The 17431-nt window shown below is 69.6% G+C and carries 13 protein-coding genes; 4 read left to right on the top strand and 9 right to left on the bottom strand.

Annotated elements, in window-relative coordinates; genetic code table 11:
- Positions 1–78: 78 nt before the first annotated feature.
- From ACQP6G_RS10885 to ACQP6G_RS10870, 4 genes are read left to right on the top strand one after another with little or no spacing between them, the layout of a single operon-like run.
- Entirely contained in the window at positions 79–1008 is a 930-nt protein-coding gene (locus ACQP6G_RS10885) for an ABC transporter permease (RefSeq protein ID WP_429764342.1), read from the top strand.
- A complete protein-coding gene (locus ACQP6G_RS10880; RefSeq protein WP_429764341.1) occupies positions 995–1945 on the top strand; it encodes an ABC transporter ATP-binding protein in 951 nt (316 codons plus the stop codon). Before ACQP6G_RS10885 ends, ACQP6G_RS10880 begins: the two co-directional genes overlap by 14 nt.
- A gap of 23 nt (positions 1946–1968) precedes the next feature.
- Positions 1969–3108 carry a non-hydrolyzing UDP-N-acetylglucosamine 2-epimerase gene (wecB, locus tag ACQP6G_RS10875; protein ID WP_429764340.1) on the top strand — a complete coding sequence of 380 codons (1140 nt, stop codon included), beginning with the start codon at positions 1969–1971 and terminating at the stop codon, positions 3106–3108.
- A complete protein-coding gene (locus ACQP6G_RS10870) occupies positions 3105–4721 on the top strand; it encodes a DUF6270 domain-containing protein (RefSeq protein ID WP_429764339.1) in 1617 nt (538 codons plus the stop codon). The genes wecB (ACQP6G_RS10875) and ACQP6G_RS10870 overlap by 4 nt, the downstream gene beginning before the upstream one ends.
- A gap of 48 nt (positions 4722–4769) precedes the next feature.
- On the opposite strand, the gene ACQP6G_RS10865 is transcribed toward ACQP6G_RS10870, so the two are convergent.
- The 9 genes from ACQP6G_RS10865 to ACQP6G_RS10825 form a co-directional block, all read right to left on the bottom strand.
- A complete protein-coding gene (locus tag ACQP6G_RS10865; RefSeq protein WP_429764338.1) occupies positions 4770–6089 on the bottom strand; it encodes a DUF6395 domain-containing protein in 1320 nt (439 codons plus the stop codon).
- A gap of 65 nt (positions 6090–6154) precedes the next feature.
- Positions 6155–7252 carry a non-hydrolyzing UDP-N-acetylglucosamine 2-epimerase gene (gene wecB, locus ACQP6G_RS10860; protein WP_429764337.1) on the bottom strand — a complete coding sequence of 366 codons (1098 nt, stop codon included), beginning with the start codon at positions 7250–7252 and terminating at the stop codon, positions 6155–6157.
- Positions 7253–7256: 4 nt separating this feature from the next.
- Positions 7257–8207: a hypothetical protein gene (locus ACQP6G_RS10855; RefSeq protein ID WP_429764336.1), complete on the bottom strand. Its 951-nt coding sequence runs from the start codon at positions 8205–8207 to the stop codon at positions 7257–7259.
- A 92-nt stretch (positions 8208–8299) separates the two neighbouring features.
- Complete coding sequence (locus tag ACQP6G_RS10850) at positions 8300–10330, bottom strand: hypothetical protein (protein WP_429764335.1); 2031 nt, start codon at positions 10328–10330, stop codon at positions 8300–8302.
- A complete protein-coding gene (locus ACQP6G_RS10845) occupies positions 10327–10764 on the bottom strand; it encodes a hypothetical protein (protein WP_429764334.1) in 438 nt (145 codons plus the stop codon). The genes ACQP6G_RS10850 and ACQP6G_RS10845 overlap by 4 nt, the downstream gene beginning before the upstream one ends.
- A gap of 77 nt (positions 10765–10841) precedes the next feature.
- On the bottom strand, positions 10842–12086 hold the full coding sequence (wecC, locus tag ACQP6G_RS10840; protein ID WP_429764333.1) for a UDP-N-acetyl-D-mannosamine dehydrogenase: 1245 nt from the start codon (positions 12084–12086) through the stop codon (positions 10842–10844).
- A 12-nt stretch (positions 12087–12098) separates the two neighbouring features.
- Positions 12099–13991, bottom strand: coding sequence for a glycosyltransferase family protein (locus ACQP6G_RS10835; RefSeq protein ID WP_429764332.1), 1893 nt, complete (start codon positions 13989–13991; stop codon positions 12099–12101).
- Between the two features lie 259 nt (positions 13992–14250).
- Positions 14251–15720 (bottom strand): NCS2 family permease, encoded by a 1470-nt coding sequence (locus ACQP6G_RS10830; protein ID WP_429764331.1) that lies wholly within the window; start codon positions 15718–15720, stop codon positions 14251–14253.
- Positions 15721–15817: 97 nt separating this feature from the next.
- Entirely contained in the window at positions 15818–17326 is a 1509-nt protein-coding gene (locus ACQP6G_RS10825; RefSeq protein WP_429764330.1) for a sugar transferase, read from the bottom strand.
- Positions 17327–17431 lie beyond the last annotated feature (105 nt).

The raw sequence follows: 17431 nt of genomic DNA, 5'->3' as shown, positions 1-17431 counted from the left end.
TTCGCTGTCCTTCATCGAGGCATCCGTGGGATGACAGGGCGTCCAGGGATGCCCGCGCTCACTCTAGGATGCGGGGCGATGACGTACGAGGGTGATGTTCGGCAGGGCGCTGGCGCGCGCCCGGCTGACCTGTACGCCGACCTGTTCGGCAAGCACGCCTCCACCCTCGAGGTCGTCTCCACCGGCCGGCTCTCGCAGGTCGGCGCCCGTCCCCCGATCCGCACCTACCTCGCGCAGCTGTGGAAGCGTCGGCACTTCCTCTGGGCCGAGGCGCGCGCCAAGGTCACCAGCGGCACGCGCGAGACGCTGCTCGGGCAGGCGTGGCTGGTCATCAACCCCATGCTCAACGGGCTGGCGTACTACCTGATCTTCGGGAAGGTGCTGAACTCCAGCAAGGGGATCGACAACTTTCTCGGCTACCTCATCATCGGCGTCTTCCTCTTCCAGTTCACGACCCAGTCCGTGACCGGCGGCGCGAAGTCCATCGCGAGCGGGCGCAACCTCATCCGGGCCTTCACCTTTCCGCGGGCGTCGTTGCCGATCTCCGTGGTGCTCCGCGGCGTCTTGAACCTGGCCCCGACGCTTGCGGCAATGTTCGTGCTGCTCCTGGTGCTGCCGGAGCAGGAGCACTGGACCGCGGCCGCCGCGCTGTTCCCCGCCGTTCTCGTGCTGCAGGTCGTCTTCACCACGGGGCTGGCACTTCTCCTGGCCCGGGCGGCGTCCGCACTGCCCGACCTCAACCAGCTCATCAGCGTGCTGATGCGGTTCTGGCTGTACGGGTCGGCGGTGTTCTTCTCGATCGACCGGTTCAAGGACTACCCGTGGATCGTCGGGATCATGGAGGCCAACCCGATGTACATGGTCCTCGACGCCGCTCGTGACACCCTCCTCTACGGGGCCGTGCCGAGCCTGTCGACCTGGCTCGGACTGGGCGGCTGGGCGATCGGGACGCTCGTCGTCGGCTTCCTCGTCTTCTGGCGCGCGGAGGAGTCGTATGGCCGTGTCTGACCTCGCCGACCCTTTCGCCCACGCGACGGTAGCCGTGCAGGACGTCAGCGTCCGCTACCGCGTGCCGTCCACCGACGCCGCCGAGCGCCGCCGTCGGGCCAACCCGATCGTCAAGGCGGCCCGGACCGTGCTCGGCAACGACCCCAAGGTGCTGGTGCGCGCCCTGTCGGGCATCTCGTTCGTCGCCCGATCCGGTGAACAGATCGGCCTGGTCGGGCAGAACGGCTCGGGCAAGAGCACCTTGCTCCGCATCATCGCGGGGCTCGAGAACCCCGCGAAGGGGCGCGTGCTCGCGGAGAGCACGCCGGTCCTCATCGGCGTGAACGCCGCCCTGGTCCCGGACCTGTCGGGCGAGGAGAACATCCGGCTGGGCTGCCTCGCCATGGGGCTCACGCCGGCGCAGGCGGAGGCGGCGGTCCCCGAGGTCAAGGAGCTCGCCGGCCTGGGCAAGTCGATCTACCTGCCGATGAAGACCTACTCCTCCGGCATGGGCGCCCGCCTGCGGTTCGCCATCGCGACCGCGTCCAACCCGCACATCCTGCTCATCGACGAGGCGCTCGCGACCGGCGATGCCGCGTTCAAGGAGCGCAGCGAGGCCCGCATGCAGGGGCTGCGCCAGAGCGCGGGCACCGTGTTCCTCGTCTCGCACGCCGCGCAGACCATCGAGGAGAGCTGCACCCGGGCCCTCTGGCTCAACCACGGCCGGCTCGTCCTCGACGGCCCCGCCGAGGACGTCGCGCTGCGCTACCGCAAGTGGGCCTGGGCCATCGCCAAGGACAAGCCGGACGAGGCCAAGCAGATCATCGAGACCGCCTTCTCGGAACGTGAGCAGACCACCGTGCGGGTGGAGGAAGCACAGTCGTCCCGTCGATACACTTCCCGTCACGTGAGGCCCCGATCGACGCCACGGCCTCGCAACCGAGGAGACAGGACATAGTGGCTAGCAGGCGCCCACGCATCATGACGGTGTACGGCACCCGACCCGAGGCCATCAAGGTGGCCCCGGTCATCAAGGCCCTCGAGGCCAGCGAGATGCTCGACTCCGTGACCGTGGTCACCGGCCAGCACCGCGAGATGCTGGACCAGGTCAACAGGACCTTCGAGATCGGCCCCGACCACGACCTCGACATCTTCGAGCACGGTGCGTCCCTGTCGATGATCGTCGCGCGGGTGCTCGAGAGGCTCGACCCCGTGCTGGTGGCGGAACAGCCCGCCGCCGTCGTCGTGCAGGGTGACACGTCGACCTCGATCGCCGCGGCCCTCGCCGCGTTCCACCGCGGGATCCCCGTGGTGCACGTGGAAGCCGGGCTCCGGTCGGGGAACATCTTGTCCCCGTTCCCCGAGGAGGCGAACCGCAAGATCACCTCGCGGATCGCCTCCCTGCACCTGGCGCCGACCATGAGCAGTAGGGACAACCTCCTCCGCGAGGGGGTCGACCCCGAGACCATCAGCGTCACCGGCAACACCGTGATCGACGCTCTCCTGATGACGGCCGAGAAGAAGACCCCCTTCACCGACCCCGGTCTGGAGAGCCTCGCGGACTCCGGGCGTCAGGTCATCCTCGTGACCACCCACCGTCGCGAGAACTGGGGTGCCATGGAGGGCGTCGGGCGGGCGCTGGCGCGCCTGGCGACGATCTTCCCGGACGCCCAGGTGGTCATGCCCGCGCACCGCAACCCCGTCGTCCGCGAGGCCGTGCTGCCGCACCTCCAGGGCCTGAACAACGTCACCGTGACCGAGCCCCTCGCGTACGGCGAGTTCACCCGCCTGCTCTCACTCGCGAGAGTGGTGCTGACGGACTCGGGAGGCGTCCAGGAAGAAGCGCCCAGTCTTGGCAAGCCCGTCCTCGTCATGAGGCAGGACACCGAACGCCCGGAAGCCGTCGACGCGGGGACGGTCAAGCTCGTCGGTACGGACGAGGAGCGCATCGTCGACGAGGTGACGACGCTCCTCACCCACCAGGCCACGTACGACGCGATGGCCCAAGCAATCAATCCTTACGGAGACGGCCGTAGCGCCGCCCGCTCCGTCTCGGCCGTCCTCCACCTGGTCTGCGGTGGTCCTCGGCCGGGTGACTGGAAGGGAGGGAGCCCAAGATGACCAAGAGCCGAGTCTTCATCTACGGCTCGTGCGTCTCGAGAGACGCGTTCGAGCACTTCGACACCGACAGGTTCGAGCTGGTGCAGTACGTCGCGCGGCAGTCGGCGCTCAGCGCCTACACCCGTCCGGTCACCCTCATCGACCCGCCGAAGCTCGAGTCCGCGTTCCAGCAGCGCATGCTCTCCGGGGACTTCGAGTCGAGTCTCCAGGCCATCGTGCCGCAGCTGTCGGGCCAGACCGACCTCGTCCTCGTCGACCTCGTCGACGAGCGGCTGGGTGCGTACGTCCTGCCTGACGGCTCCGTGATCACACGGTCCGTCGAGCTCGTCTCCACGGGAGTGGAGAAGGACCTCCCCGCAGGTTCCCAGCACCTGCCCTTCGGCGGCGACCTGCACTTCCAGTACTGGTCGCAGGGCATCGCCTCCGTCGGGAACCTCATCCGCCAGCACCTGCCGGACGCCGCGGTCGTCCTCCTGGACATCCCCTGGGCCTCGATCGACGACACCGGCACACCGGCACCCGACAGCTTCGGGCTCTCCGCCGCCGATGCCAACGCCCTGTACCCCCACTACGTCCAGGCCGCACAGACGTCCCTCGACGCTCATGTCGTCACGCTCGGCGAGCACGAGGTCCGCGCGGGCAGCGCCCACCGGTGGGGACCGGCGCCGTTCCACTACTCCGACAACGTCTACGGGTACATCAGCGAGACCGTCGAACGGCACATCGCACCACGGACACCCGCTGCGGAGCACACGCCCGCCGCTTGCCGCAGCACGAGCGCCGTTCGCACCGCTCCCGCACGCGACGAAGGCTCTTCGCCGATGCCCAACCTCATCATCGCGGGTGCCCACCGCGCGGGCACCCTGTGGCTCTACAAGCAGCTTGCACGCCATCAGGACATCGAGATGGCCCCGGGCAAGGCGTCGAACTTCTTCAGTCGTCCTGACGCCCTGAGCGACAAGGCCGCCCTCGAAGGCTACAGCGCCCACTTCCGTGACATCCGGACGTCACCGTGGCGTGGGGAACGAACTCCTACGTACTTCTGGCAGACGACGGAGAGCGGATTCGGCGTCCCCAGGCCCAGCACGCCTCGCGTCATCAAGGAGGCCCTCGGACGCGACGTGCACATCCTCCTCTCGCTCCGGGACCCGGTGACGCGCGCGGTCTCCGCCTTCTGGCACTATGTCGCGAACGGTCGCGCAAAGGTCGAGGAAGGCATCTTCAGGGCCAATCCCGCGCTCGGCATCGTCGACATCGGATTCTACGAGCGTCACTATCGTCAATGGAGCGACGCTCTCGGCGAAGAGGCCCTCCACACGCTGATCTTCGACGACCTGGAGGAGTCGCCACGAAAGTACTTGGGCTCCGCGCTCGACGCGGTCGGCGCCCGCGACTACCCCGAGTTCTGGGAATCACCGATGGTGGCGCGACGGTACAACCACCATCCCGGCATCGACGCGATCCGCCGGGCACGCCCGGTCTCCACGCAGGAGATCATCGCGCTCGCCCACCTGTACGAGCGCGACATCCGGTTCGTCCAGGAGCTGACAGGACGAGACCTCACCGCGTGGCGTGACATCGACGCGCTCATCGAGCGCAACCAGGCGAAATAGGGACGCGCGGCCCGCCCTGTCACGGCACCAGGGCGGCCGCAACGCACGTCACCCCGCCGACAAGGACGCCCCCTTGGCCTCCAGGAGAAGGCCGTTCAGGTACTCCGAGAACGCTGCCGTGGCGCTCTTGCGTCGGTCGGTAGCCAGCATGGGCCGCATGTCCCAGGACCGGAAGTCCTCCATCTCGTCGACCGACATCGGCTCGAGATACTCGTTGATGCGGGCGGTCGAGAACTCCCGCAGGTCCGACGGGACGTTGTCCATCGACGGCACGTACCAATGGTTCAGCCACTCCACCGAGTAGCCCGACACACGCTCGTTCAGCAAGCGCATGAACTCACTGTCACCGTCCGTCGGGTAGCGCCTCGCGAAGAACGCGACGACACCCTCGTGCTTGAGCGGCTCCTTGAGGAAGAGCTTTGGCGTGTCCGCGCCCACCGCCATGGCGTTGATCTCTTGCGCATCCGGCCATTCCCCTGAGAGGGCGGACTCGAGAAGGATCTTGCGGGCACACTTCCAGCACCGACGGCAAGGCTCGCCCACGAACCCGCGCATGCACGACTGAGCGTACGAACCGTACTCCGACCTGCCTGCGATGATCGCTGTACCCACTTCGCTGACACCGGCGACAGGGTTGTAGACCGGAAGACCGACCGCCTCGAACAGAGGGCCGATTCCCACGAACCACGGGCTCTTGACATAGTCCCGGAAACGAAGGGAACCCACGCGGTAGGTGGACTCGAGAATTGCCCCCCAAGCGATCGACCCCAGGGCGTCACGGTCTGCGCTCAGAACCGCCGGCACCGCGTTGGAGAAATCATGCGGAAACCCGACGGGAGACCGAACGAACTCCAGATCCGTCTCGACCATGTTCACCGTGCGCCCCGCCCTCGTCAGCTGCGCGCAAGCGTGGTGCGCGGCTTCCTTGCGGTAGAGCCCCCGCCACTTTTCGTCCGGCCGGGCGATCCGATCAAGAAAGTACGACACCGTGGAATCGGGCATGACCGTCAGCGCGGCCGTGCAGTCGGCTCCCCCGCTGTAGCACAGCCCGGGAACCGAGTCAGCGGGACGGGACCTCGGTGCCAGGGCGGGGTCGACGGGCCCGACGTCGAACCCGGCCGCGTCTCGAGCAGCGTCGGCGAATTGCGCGCTGATCCCGAACTCGAACTCGAAGCGTCGCGACCACGGCGCGAACACGAGGATCGCCGCGAGCGCCATGAGGTCTGGGTGGACCTGGACCTCGGACGGCAGCCGCACACGCGCGTCATGGGCGGCAAGCGAGCCCGGAGTCACGACAGGCGTGTCGCCGTCCTCGATCTCGCACGAGAACCTGACCCACGCCTCGTCCCGGACGGCAGAGACCTTCATCGACGTTCTCCCCTGATGTCAGTAGCTTTGGATGGCGACGCTCAGCAGTTCTGAGCACGGTTGATCTAGAGATGCGGAAAACGCCGGTTCATGGAGTCCGCGATCCTCTCCCCGGCCGCTCCGTCCCACAAGGGCGGACGCACGCTCACGCCGCGCTCCTCAGCGAGCACCCTTGTCGCCGCGCGAACCACGTTCTCACGGCCGACGAGCTGATTGCTCCCGTGCGTGATGGTCACCGGGCGCTCGGTGTTCGGCCGGAGCGTCAGGCACGGGACACCGAAGACGGTCGTCTCCTCCTGGACGCCACCGGAGTCGGTGACGACAAGGCGGGATTCTCGTACCAACCCCATGAACTCGAGGTATCCAAGTGGCGGCACGACGTGCACCCGATCGTGCTTCTCGAGGCCCTGACTCCGCAGGCGGGCGCTCCCCCGCGGGTGCACAGGGAGGACGACGTCGACCAGGTCGGCGACTCCGTGGACCGCTTCGACGATCTCGCGGGCGTCCTCGTCCGTATCGACGTTCCCGGGCCGGTGGACCGTGACGGTCGCGTACTCGTGGGGCAGTTGAAGGTCACGGCGCAAGGCTCCCGCGTCGAACCTCTCCATGGAGAGGAGCAACGTGTCGATCATCGGGTTGCCGACGAGCTCGACGCCGTCGCCCGTGATGCCTTCTGCGGCGAGGTTCTCCACAGCATCCGAGCTGGTCGCGAAATGGACCGAGGCCAAGTGGTCGGTCACGATGCGGTTGATCTCCTCCGGCATGGACCGGTCACGGCTCCGCAGCCCTGCCTCGACATGAGCGACCGGGATTCCGAGCTTGACCGCGACCGTTGCCGCCGCGATCGTCGAGTTCACGTCCCCGTACACGATCACGCACACGGGGTCGATCGACCTTGCGACCGCCTCGAACTCCAGCATGATCCGTGCGATGACCTCGGAGTCCGACCCACCAGAAACACCGAGGTTCCTCTCCGGAGCGGGCATACCCAGCTGCCGGAAGAACACTCCGGAAAGCGCGTCGTCGAAGTGTTGGCCCGTGTGCACCACGAACTGAGGGGCACCACGCCGCCGAAGCGCGTCGTACACCGGTGCCAGCTTCGGGAAGTTCGGACGCGCTCCCGCCACGTGCAGGAACGTGCCCGGCGGCGTCGGCTTCTCCATGAGGTCAGACCGCCGCGAAGGACAGCCGGCTGTTCTGGCTGCTGCGGCACCACCTGACGTAGTCGTCGACCGCGTCCACGAACGCCCCGGCCTCGATCGGTTGCCAGTCACCCAACCGGGCCTCGTGGTCCGCGTCGCGCTCCAGGCACGGAGCGACGACGTACCGGTCCCCGTCGGCACGGACGAGGAAGTCGTTCAGTTCCACCAGGTACTCGACGTCGGCCACGCCCGGTCCTACCACCGCGACGCGGACATACCCAGGAGGCGTCAGGCTCAGGCAGGTCCTGGCTCCGAGCTCTGCAGCGGCATCCCCGTCCGTGGCTGAGATGACCACGGTGGACCAGTCGCTGTCACGAGCTGCCGACAGCAGTGACGAGATTCCGTCGTCCTCACCTGCGCCGACGAAGACGACCTGGGAGTGCGCGTCCCCTCGGACCGCGTGGATGTCCACCGTCCGCTCGTGAGCCTTGACCTGCGAGAACCCCCATCGCAGGGCGCTTCCGCCGCTGCTCCACTCCCGCCACGACGAGTAGGCCTCGCCGGCGCCGCGCCGCTCGTCCAGCTGTTCCGTCGAGGTGGGCAACCGAGCCTGCACGAGCTCTGCAGTGAGGTCGCCGTCCGCCTCGGGGAGGAGGATCCCCTGAGCGCCGTACTCGCCGACCGCCCAGCGCAGCGACGCCACGGCGTAGGTCTCCCACTCGGCGGACGTCCGACGCCTTCCGATCCAGCTGTGCTCGTCCATGACGTGCTCGACGGCCCAGCCGTACGCACGCGCCCGCTTGAACAGGTCGTCCGAGGTGAACAGCACGACCCGGAAGCCGTCCGACGCGGCCTGCGCACCGTAGAGCTGTCGGAACAGTCGATCCAGCGCGCTGTCCGCAAGGTCGAAGACAGGGACGAGGTAGAGCGGGAGCGTCGTCGTCTCGTGCGCTCGCACACCCTTGGTGCTTCCCACGTCGAGCCTCGGACGAGACCGCAGCGGCAGGTCGGCCCTGATGTCCCGGATCAGGTCAGCGACCAGGGCAGGTCGTGTGGCGCCGTGCGTGGTCATCCGGCATGCACCCCCAGCAGCTCGGCGATCGCCGCAGCCGCGCGCGTCGCTCCATTTGTTCTCGGCAGGTCCTCGGCACGCTGACCGATCTTCTGTCGGACCTCCGTGGAACCCATCGTCCGGACAGCCTCGCCCACCGAGGCGACGGTCGGTTCGGGCACGTTCAGGCCCAGGCCCTCCCGCTCGGCGAACTCTGCGCGCGCGTCCTGGTCGTCGGTGATCGTGTCGTGGTTGGGCACCCAGATCGCCGGCAGCCCCGCGATGAGCCACTCGTGGTACGAGTTGTAGCCGGTCGCCGAGACCGCGAAGTCAAAAGCCATCGCATAGCGGGCCAGGGGGAACGCCGACACCTCGATCGCCTCGTCGACCCCCGAGCTGTCGGCGATCGGGGGCGTCGTCACGACCGCACGCCACTCGGGGCCGAGCCCTTGGACGGCCCGCACGAACAGTCCCTGCATGTCCACGATGTTGTTGATGTTGCCCGCGCCCAGCGTCACCAGTGCGAGCTTGTTCTCCCGAGGAAGGTTCAGCGCCTGCCGCGCCTCGTCCCGCCCGAGGAGCTCCCCGGAGGAGACGACGGTGATGGGTTCGACCCTCAGCGCGTCCGACACGGTCGTCGTCGCTCCACGATCCATGGACGCCGCGAAGTCGCCGGGTTCGATCACGAGGTCGAACCGGCTCGCCGTGCGCAGCTGGTCGGGCGAGATGTGAGGCTTCCACATCCCTCGGCGGACCCAGACCGAGCGGACGCCGGTGGCCTTGACCGCCTGGATCAGCCCTCCGTAGGGCCAGACCCCGTCGAACACCACGCAGGCGGCGTCATAGGTCTCGATCGCGCGCTTGAGACGCTCGCGAAAATACCTGTTCCACTGGTCGGCGGGTGCGTGCAACGCACTCGTGAAGGGCACGTACTCGTAGGGGAACCCGAACGTGCGCACCACCGGCACGCCCTGCGACAAGGAGACGAACACGGGATCCGCGAACGGCGCGAGCGCCCTCGCGATACCCAGCTCCCGGGTGAGGTGTCCCATGCCGGCCCCGTTGCTCGTCACGAAGAGGACGACGGGCCTCGCCCGCTGCCCGCGCGTCGCGGCCCGGGGGCTCGGACGGCCGGCGTCCCGCAGGGACCCGAACCCGTAGAGGTAGTGGACGAGATCCCGGGCGTAGGCGTCGTGCAAGGCACGCCCGACGGGCGACGGGGCGACGCCGGAGACCACGTCCGCCACGGCCTCGGCGATGCCGCGGTGCGAGTACGTGGGACCCGTCCAGCCGATCTCGTCGACGGCTCGTGCCGGGAGGATCACCCGGAATCCCGCGTGAGCCGCCCCGAGCGCCGCGCGCCACGTCGAGCTCGCGTCCGCGGCCCCGTCCCCGACCCACAGGCGGACGTCGCCGCCGTCGGCCTGGAGGGGACCGTGCGCGTCCATCGAGGCCCGCACCTGGTCGGCCAGCACCTCGGGGCAGAAGATGCTCAGCCCTTCCGCCTCGTACGCGAGGACGGACTCCGGCTCCTCCCGCCACGGCAGCTGGATCCAGTCCGCGTCCGAGGTCGCTCGACGGTCGATGCGAGACAGCAGCAGCTCGTCGCGGACGTGGCCGTCGATAGGCATCCACGTCGGGGGAATCCCGAGCCACGCCGTCAACGCCTCGTGCACCTGCGTGGCGTCGTAGTCGATCCCGTCGATCACCCGGCTCTGGTTCGCGACCACGAGCGCTCTGTCGGTGCGGATGCGCCGGCTCTGGGGCAAGGCCTCCGCCAGGAGCGCGGGGTGCCTGAGCACCGTCAGGTCCGTGGCGACCGTCGCCGTGGGCTCGACGACGAAGACGTTCGGGCGCTTCAGCACCTCAAGGATCCGCCGGTGCCACGGCGTCCCTCGCTTGAAGCGCGAGGTGTTGAGGGCCATCAGGCCCACCCGGAGTCCGAGGTCGCTGAGGGCTTCGACCTCCTCCGCCAGCCGTCGCCCGGACCCACCCGCGAACCGGAACTCGCCGATCTGCAGGACATCAAGCTCAGTGACTGGTGTCATCCCCTGGTCCTCCCGTGGGAACGAAGGCTCTCGGCGAGCAGCCGGGCCCGCGCTCCGTTCCGTGCCTGCGCCTCGCGAAGACGCTCGAGCTCGTGGACCGCGTCCAGCCTGCCGACCAGGCCCGCGACGCGATCGACGTCCGCAGCGACTTGTGCGACGGCGTCGGCCTGCCGCGCGTGGGCATCGGCCTGCTCTCGACGCATGTCGCCGATCGCCTCGGCGATCTTCGCGTCCGCGGCGCGCGTCATCTCCGTCAGGTGGCGGATCGCGCTCGTGTTGTCCCGCATCAGAGCGCGCGCACGCGCGTCGCGCATCGCGGCGCGCTTCTCGTCGCGGGCGCCCAGTGCCAGGATCGCGACGACACCCACGGCCGTCGACACCTGGAGCAGTGCGTTGCCGACCCCCGCGAGACCGAGGGCGATCGAGGTGAGCACGCCGGCCGCGACGACCGCGGCGACAAGACCCCGGAAGTGCCGCGAGACTCCCCCCGCCGGACCCGTACCAGGGGCGTTCATGCGAGCACCCCCCGGGTGTCGATCACCGAGGTCCGACGGATCGCATCCCCGGCGAGAGCCGTCCGGAAGTCGGAATGGTCGACGAGCACGATCGTCACGTCTGCGCCCCAGATCTGGTCGAGGTCCTTCAAGACGACGTTGCCCCGGCCTGCGAGGTCTTCGGGAAGTTCTCGGACGTGCGGCTCGACGGCGAGGATCTGTGCCTGTGGCAGCCGGTCCGCGAGCTCGGCGACGATGCGTCGCGCCGGTGACTCGCGCAGGTCGTCGATATCTGCCTTGAACGCCAGTCCCAGAGCCGCGATGGTCGGCGCTTCGATTCCCTCGACGGCGGCGACGGCCTTGTCGACGACCCACTGCGGCTTGCTGTCGTTGACCTCCCGCGCGGTGCGGACGAGGCGCGCCTGCTCGGGCGCGGCATCGACGAGGAACCACGGGTCGACGGCGATACAGTGCCCCCCGACACCGGGGCCGGGCTGCAGGATGTTCACCCGCGGGTGATGGTTGGCCAGCCGGATGAGCTCCCAGACGTCCACACCGACCTTGTCGGCGATGAGGGACAGCTCGTTCGCGAAGGCGATGTTAACGTCGCGGTACGAGTTCTCGACCAGCTTCGCCATCTCGGCGGTCACGGCGTCGGTGAGCAGGATCTTCCCCTGGCAGAAGACGGCGTACAGGTCCTTCGCCAGCCGCGCCGCCTCGGACGTGAGTCCGCCGACGATGCGGTCGTTGGTGACCAGCTCGATCATCACGCGCCCCGGCAGCACGCGCTCGGGGCAGTGGGCCACATGGATCTGTGGGCGACCGTCCGCGCCGTCCAGAGAGAGGTCGGGGCGCGCCTCAAGCACCCACTCGGCCATCGCGCGGGTGGCCCCGGGGGGCGAGGTCGACTCAAGGACGAGGAGCTCGCCGCCGCGCAGCTGCGGGGCGAGGGCCTTGGCCGCCTCCTCGATGCACGAGAGGTCGGGCTCGTGGTCGCCCTGGAACGGGGTCGGCACCGCCACGATGAAGGCGTCCGCCGGCTCGGGCGTGTCCGTCGCCCGCAGGGTGCCCTGCTGCACCGCACCGGCGACCTCCCTCGCCAGGTCCGGCTCGACGAACGGGACCTCACCGCGGTTGACTGCCTCGACGGTGGACGGCTTCACGTCCACGCCGACGACCTTGACCCCCTTCGACGCGAGGATCGCCGCGGTCGGGAGGCCGATGTAGCCCAGCCCGATCACGCCGACGGTGTTGATCTCCATCGACTTCCCTGTTCAGACGAGGACGTGCCGGTCGGCACGCCCGTAGAAGGCGACCGAGCCGCTCGCGAGCAGCTCGGCGTCGGTGACGGTCCAGGTGTGGCGGCCCTCGCCGGAGCGCACCTGGACGAAGTTGAACCGGTCCGCGGAGTAGATCCGCGCACCCTCGTCCATGGCCCTATGCAGGAAGGTCGTGTCTTCCCCGCGCGGTATGTCGCCGAAACGGACGCCTGCGGCAACCGGACGTCGCGCGACGATCGTAGGGCCCATGACGAAGTCTGTGAACCGGTGCTCCCGCTCCGCGAAGCGCAGCACGGTGGCGTCGTGGCCCTCGAGGTACATGTAGTGCGCCTGCTTGCCCACGACGTCAGCACCGCTGTAGTCCAGCGCGTACAGCTGGTCGGAGAGGTATTGCGGGCCGTACAGGTCGTCGTCGTCCAGCTTGGCGACGACAACTCCGTCCGCGGCGTCGAGCAGCAAGTTCAAGCAGCCGCCGAGCGGCACGTCGGTGCTCGCCCGCAGCAGCACGACGTCCTCGACCCCGGCCTCCTTCGCGCGCACGCGCAGGTCCGCCTCGTCCACCTCGAAACCGTGCGTCAGCAGCGCGAGCTGCACCCGCACGCCCTCCTGCGCGCCGACCGTGCGCAGGACGTCGTCGAGCCGGTGCGGGCGGTTCGTGGACACGAGCGCGGTGACGCTCGGCCGCGCCACCTCCGCCGACGGCGCCAGGCCGACGTCGTGCAGGACGCGCTGCACGCGCGAGCCGTAGGTGTGCTCGCGCCAGATGCGGCGCTGCCCGAGGTGGACGGCGCGGTCGCGCAGCTCGGGCGAACGCACGAGCGCGCGCACCGTGTCCGCGGCCTCGGCGCGCGTCGTCACGGCGAAGACCTCGTCCGCGGGGAAGAACTCCCCCGTCGCGGCGCTGGGCGCCGTCACGACGGGCGTGCCGCACGCCGTGATCTCGAAGATCCGCCGCGCGCACATGCTCGGCGAGTCAACCACCGAGTTCACGTTGAGGAAGGCGCTGTAGTCGCGGTACGCGGTAAGCATCTGCGCGTAGTCGAGAGAGCCGACGACGCGCGACGCGAACGGCTCCGGGAACTCGTACTGGTCCCCCTGGCCGCGGAACCGCGAAAAGATCTCGAGCCCGGTCTCCATGCGCGGCGACACGTCCAGCGCGCCGCCCAGCAGCATTTCCGCCTGCTCCCGGCGCTCCGGGTACTTGTGGGCGAACCAGGTGCCGGCGAACGCGACGTCACGCCCCGGGCCGTCGCCTTGGGTGCGCACGGGGTTGTGGATCGCGGGTTGCGCGCCGAACTCGAGCACGCCCACGCGGTCGTGGCCCAGCCGCCCGCGGTAGGCGTCGAGGCGCCCCGCGTCGGTCGTGTACACGCGGTCGAAAAGGGCCGCCGTGTCCACGAAGTCCTCGAAGTGGACCGGGTCCTCCTTGTTCCAGAAGACCGTCGGGACGCCCCGCTCACGGGCGGCGTCGAGCATCTCCACCAGCGCGGGCCGCGGCGCCGACGTTCCGGTGAGGTGGTACTGCCACTCACCGCCGTTGCCGCGCCACGCGGACTCGACGAAGATCAGGTCCAGCCCGTCCAGCTGCTCGCGCCACGACGACGGCTTGAGGAGCACCTGCTCCCACTCGTAGCCGAGCGCGAGGCGGGAGAAGTCGTCCAGGATCACGCCGGCGCGCAGCGCACGGGCCGGTTCGCGCCGCGGCATCGGCCACGGGTCGAAGGTGAGGCCGTCGCTCGTCATCCGGCCGGCGCCCGACCGCTGCTCCCCCATCGCCCGGCGACGCCGCAGGAACGCCCGCAGCTGGGCCGGGCCGCCGTGGCGCAGGTGCCACAGGGCCTTGCGGGCGGTCGCCAAGGACCACCGGCGGTCGGCTCGTGCGGGCATGCGTTCAGTCCTCGGTCGGGGGCGGGCGCGCTCCTCGTCGGAGAAGGCTTCCCGGGCACCGTCGAGACCCTGCCCGACGGCCGGGGCAATCGTAGCGGGGGCCTCCCCGGACACCGCACCGGATGACCACGGATCGGTCACGTTCCACCGCGGAAATCCGCCGCAACCGGGCAGAAGCCGCGGAACATTTCACCCACGCGCGACGACGGCCCCGGACCGGTCGCGAGGACCGGCCCGGGGCCGTGCGGGGCCGCTGTCGTCAGCCGCCGAGGCCGAGTGCGGTCTGGATCGGCTCGAGCGTGAAGTACACCAGGAACATGGCCGCGGCGACCCACATGAGCGCGTGGATCTGGCGCACCTTGCCGAGAGCGAGCTTGATGATGACGAAGGCGATGAAGCCGGCGCCGATGCCGTCGGCGATGGAGTACGTGAACGGCATGATGATGATCGTGAGGAACGCCGGGATGGCGATCTCGACGTTGCGCCACGAGATGCCCGCGACCTGCGCCATCATCAGGTAGCCCACGAAGACGAGGGCGGGCGCGGCGGCCTCGTAGGGCACCAGCGCGACGACGGGCGACAGGAACGTCGCGAGCAGGAACAGGACGCCGGTGACGACGGCGGCGAAGCCCGTGCGCGCGCCGGCGCCGACGCCCGTCGTCGACTCCACGTACGCGGTGTTGGACGACGTGCTGCCGACGCCGCCCAGGACGGCGGCGAGCGAGTCGGCCACGAGGATGGCGCGCGTGCGCGGCGGGTTGCCGTCCTTGTCGAGCAGCTTGCCCTCGGCGCCGACGGCCACCATGGTGCCCATCGTGTCGAAGAAGTCCGCGATGAGCAGCGAGAAGACGATGAGGACCACGGACACGGCCGCGATGTTCTGGAACGAGCCCAGCAGGGAGAACTGACCGATCAGGCCGAGGTCCGGCGTCGTGACCACGCCCGAGAACGTGGGCGCGTTGAGGTTGAAGCCGTCCGGGTTCTCCGCGCTCTTGGCACCGATGTGGAGCGTGTTCTCCAGTACGACGGCGAGCGCCGTCGCCGTGACGATCGCGACCAGCATGGCGCCGCGCACCTTGCGCACGAACAGGACGATGGTGAGCACGAGGCCGACGATGAACACGAGCATCGGCCACGTGCCGAGGTTGCCGAGTGCGACGATCGTGCCCTCGCCGGGCACGACGAAGCCGGCGTTGACGAGGCCGACCAGCGCGATGAACATGCCGATGCCGACGCTGATCGCCGTCTTGAGCTCCACGGGCACGGCGTTGAACACGGCCTCGCGGAACCCGGTGAGCACGAGGATCAGGATGATGATGCCCTCGATCACCACGAGGCCCATGGCGTCGGCCCAGGTGACGTTCTCGATGCTGGCGATCGAGTAGGCGACGACGGCGTTGAGGCCGAGGCCGGCGGCCAGGCCGAGCGGGTAGTTCGCGAAGACGCCCATGAGGAGCGTCGCGACTCCGGCGATCAGCGCCGTGGCCGCGGCGACCATGCCGAGCGACTCCGGCGTGGCCTCGGTGCCGCCGCCCAGCACCTGCCCGGTGCCGTCGGGCACCGTGCCGATGATCAGCGGGTTGAGCACGATGATGTAGCTCATCGCGAAGAACGTCACCAGACCGCCGCGGATCTCCGCGCCGATGGTGGAGCCTCGCTCGGTGATCTTGAAGAAGCGGTCGATCGCGCTCAGCTCGCCCTGCGGCGGCGCGGTGGTCTGGTTCGCCATGGGCAGAATCGTGCCAGATCCTGTGAAGGACTCCTGCACGGAAACCGCGTGGTGACGCGGATTTCACATCGGCGACTCGGGGCGAGGCGACGCCCTGTCAGTACGCCCCCCGCCCGGTGACCACGGCTTTCGCGGTCCGGGCAAGGATGAGCAGGTCGCCGAAGACGGTCCAGTTCTCCGCGTAGAAGACGTCGAGCCGCACGCCTTCCTCCCACGACAGGTCGGACCGCCCGCCCACCTGCCACAGCCCGGTCAGGCCGGGCTTGACGCGCAGCCGCCGGCGCACGCGGGTCTCGTACCTCGACACCTCGTCGGGCAGCGGCGGCCGCGGTCCGACGAGCGACATCTGCCCGGCGAGCACGTTGAACAGCTGCGGCAGCTCGTCGAGCGACAACCGGCGCAGCACCCGCCCGACGGCGGTGACGCGGGGGTCGTCGTGCAGCTTGAAGAGGACGCCGTCGCCGTCGCTGGGCCCGCTCAGCACGGTGTGCTCGCGGTCCGCGCCCTGCCGCATGCTGCGGAACTTCAGCATCTCGAAGGTGTGGCCGTCGCGTCCCACCCGGTCCTGGCGGAACAGCACGGGCCCGCGGCTCGTGACCCGCACGGCGAGGGCGACCACCGCCATCAGGGGCAGCAGGAGCAGCGTGATGAGCGCGGCCCCCGTCCAGTCCACGACCGACTTGAGCACGTACCGCGGCCCGGTGAAGCGCGGGGCGTCGACGTGCAGCAGGGACACCGACTGCTCGGGGGTGACGGTGATGCGCGGCCCCGCGACGTCGGCCAGCTCGGCGGTGAGCATGAGGTCCACGCCGACGGGCTCGAGCTCCCACCCGAGGCGCCGCACGACGTCCGCGGTGATCGCGTCGGACCCGCTGACCGCCACGCAGTCGGCGCCCACCTGGGCCGCCATCGTGCCCGCGGTGCGCAGGTCCCCGAGGACGGGGACGCCGAGGATCTCCTCGCCCGGCCGGATGTCGTCGGACGTCGGCACGCACACCCCGACGATCCGATAGCCGGAAGGGCGGTCGTTGAGCTCGTGCACGAGCCGCTCGACCTGGTCCCGCAGCCCCACCGCGAGGACGAGGGTGACGCAGCCGCCCTCGCGCCGCCGCCGGTGCAGCCACTCGCGGCACAGCCACCGCCCGAGCAGGAGCGCGACGACACCGGTGGGTACCGCGACGAGCAGGAACAAGGAGATGCCGGGGCGGGCGAGCAGCAGCGCGAGCAGCGCGAGCGGGGCCACGAGCCGCCACGACGCGTCGAACACGCGCTGGTACTCGGCCGGCCCGGACGCGAACACACGCACGTCGTAGGCACGTGCGGCCCACAGGCTGCCGAGCCAGGCGGTCACCAGCACGACGACGGACAGCAGCTGGTCGCCGAGCACCCACGGAGTGATGTGGTCGTGCACCACGACGCCCCGCACGACGGCCGCGGTCACGGCCGCGGCGACCACCACGACGACGTCCGTGCGCACCAGGCGGCGGCGGTAGGAGGTCTGCCACGACCCGGCGCGGAACGAGTCCCGCACCTCCTTGAGGCGCGCGGCCCGCAGCGCGGCGGTGCGCGACCGGAGCGGCTGGCCGATGTCCGAGACGGTGATCACGGTGGCCTCCTCTCCCGGGTCGAGCACCGCACCCGTGTGCGGTGGCGTCACCAAGGTAGGAGCGTCGCGGGGCTTTCGGAGAGCCTTCCGGCGGCCTTTCACCCC

This window comes from Isoptericola nanjingensis (assembly GCF_050311635.1).
Classification (GTDB): Bacteria; Actinomycetota; Actinomycetes; order Actinomycetales; family Cellulomonadaceae; genus Isoptericola; species Isoptericola nanjingensis.
The sequence above is the reverse complement of the archived record's forward strand: the minus strand, read 5'-3'. Positions and strand labels throughout refer to the sequence as shown.

Bases quoted from the DNA above. Each gene is read 5' to 3' on its own strand.
- ACQP6G_RS10865 (WP_429764338.1), bottom strand. From the start codon at position 6,089: ATGAAGGTCTCTGCCGTCCGGGACGAGGCGTGGGTCAGGTTCTCGTGC.
- wecB (WP_429764337.1), bottom strand. From the start codon at position 7,252: ATGGAGAAGCCGACGCCGCCGGGCACGTTCCTGCACGTGGCGGGAGCG.
- ACQP6G_RS10880 (WP_429764341.1), top strand. From the start codon at position 995: ATGGCCGTGTCTGACCTCGCCGACCCTTTCGCCCACGCGACGGTAGCC.
- ACQP6G_RS10870 (WP_429764339.1), top strand. From the start codon at position 3,105: ATGACCAAGAGCCGAGTCTTCATCTACGGCTCGTGCGTCTCGAGAGAC.
- ACQP6G_RS10850 (WP_429764335.1), bottom strand. From the start codon at position 10,330: ATGACACCAGTCACTGAGCTTGATGTCCTGCAGATCGGCGAGTTCCGG.
- ACQP6G_RS10830 (WP_429764331.1), bottom strand. From the start codon at position 15,720: ATGGCGAACCAGACCACCGCGCCGCCGCAGGGCGAGCTGAGCGCGATC.
- wecC (WP_429764333.1), bottom strand. From the start codon at position 12,086: ATGGAGATCAACACCGTCGGCGTGATCGGGCTGGGCTACATCGGCCTC.
- ACQP6G_RS10835 (WP_429764332.1), bottom strand. From the start codon at position 13,991: ATGCCCGCACGAGCCGACCGCCGGTGGTCCTTGGCGACCGCCCGCAAG.
- ACQP6G_RS10885 (WP_429764342.1), top strand. From the start codon at position 79: ATGACGTACGAGGGTGATGTTCGGCAGGGCGCTGGCGCGCGCCCGGCT.
- wecB (WP_429764340.1), top strand. From the start codon at position 1,969: ATGACGGTGTACGGCACCCGACCCGAGGCCATCAAGGTGGCCCCGGTC.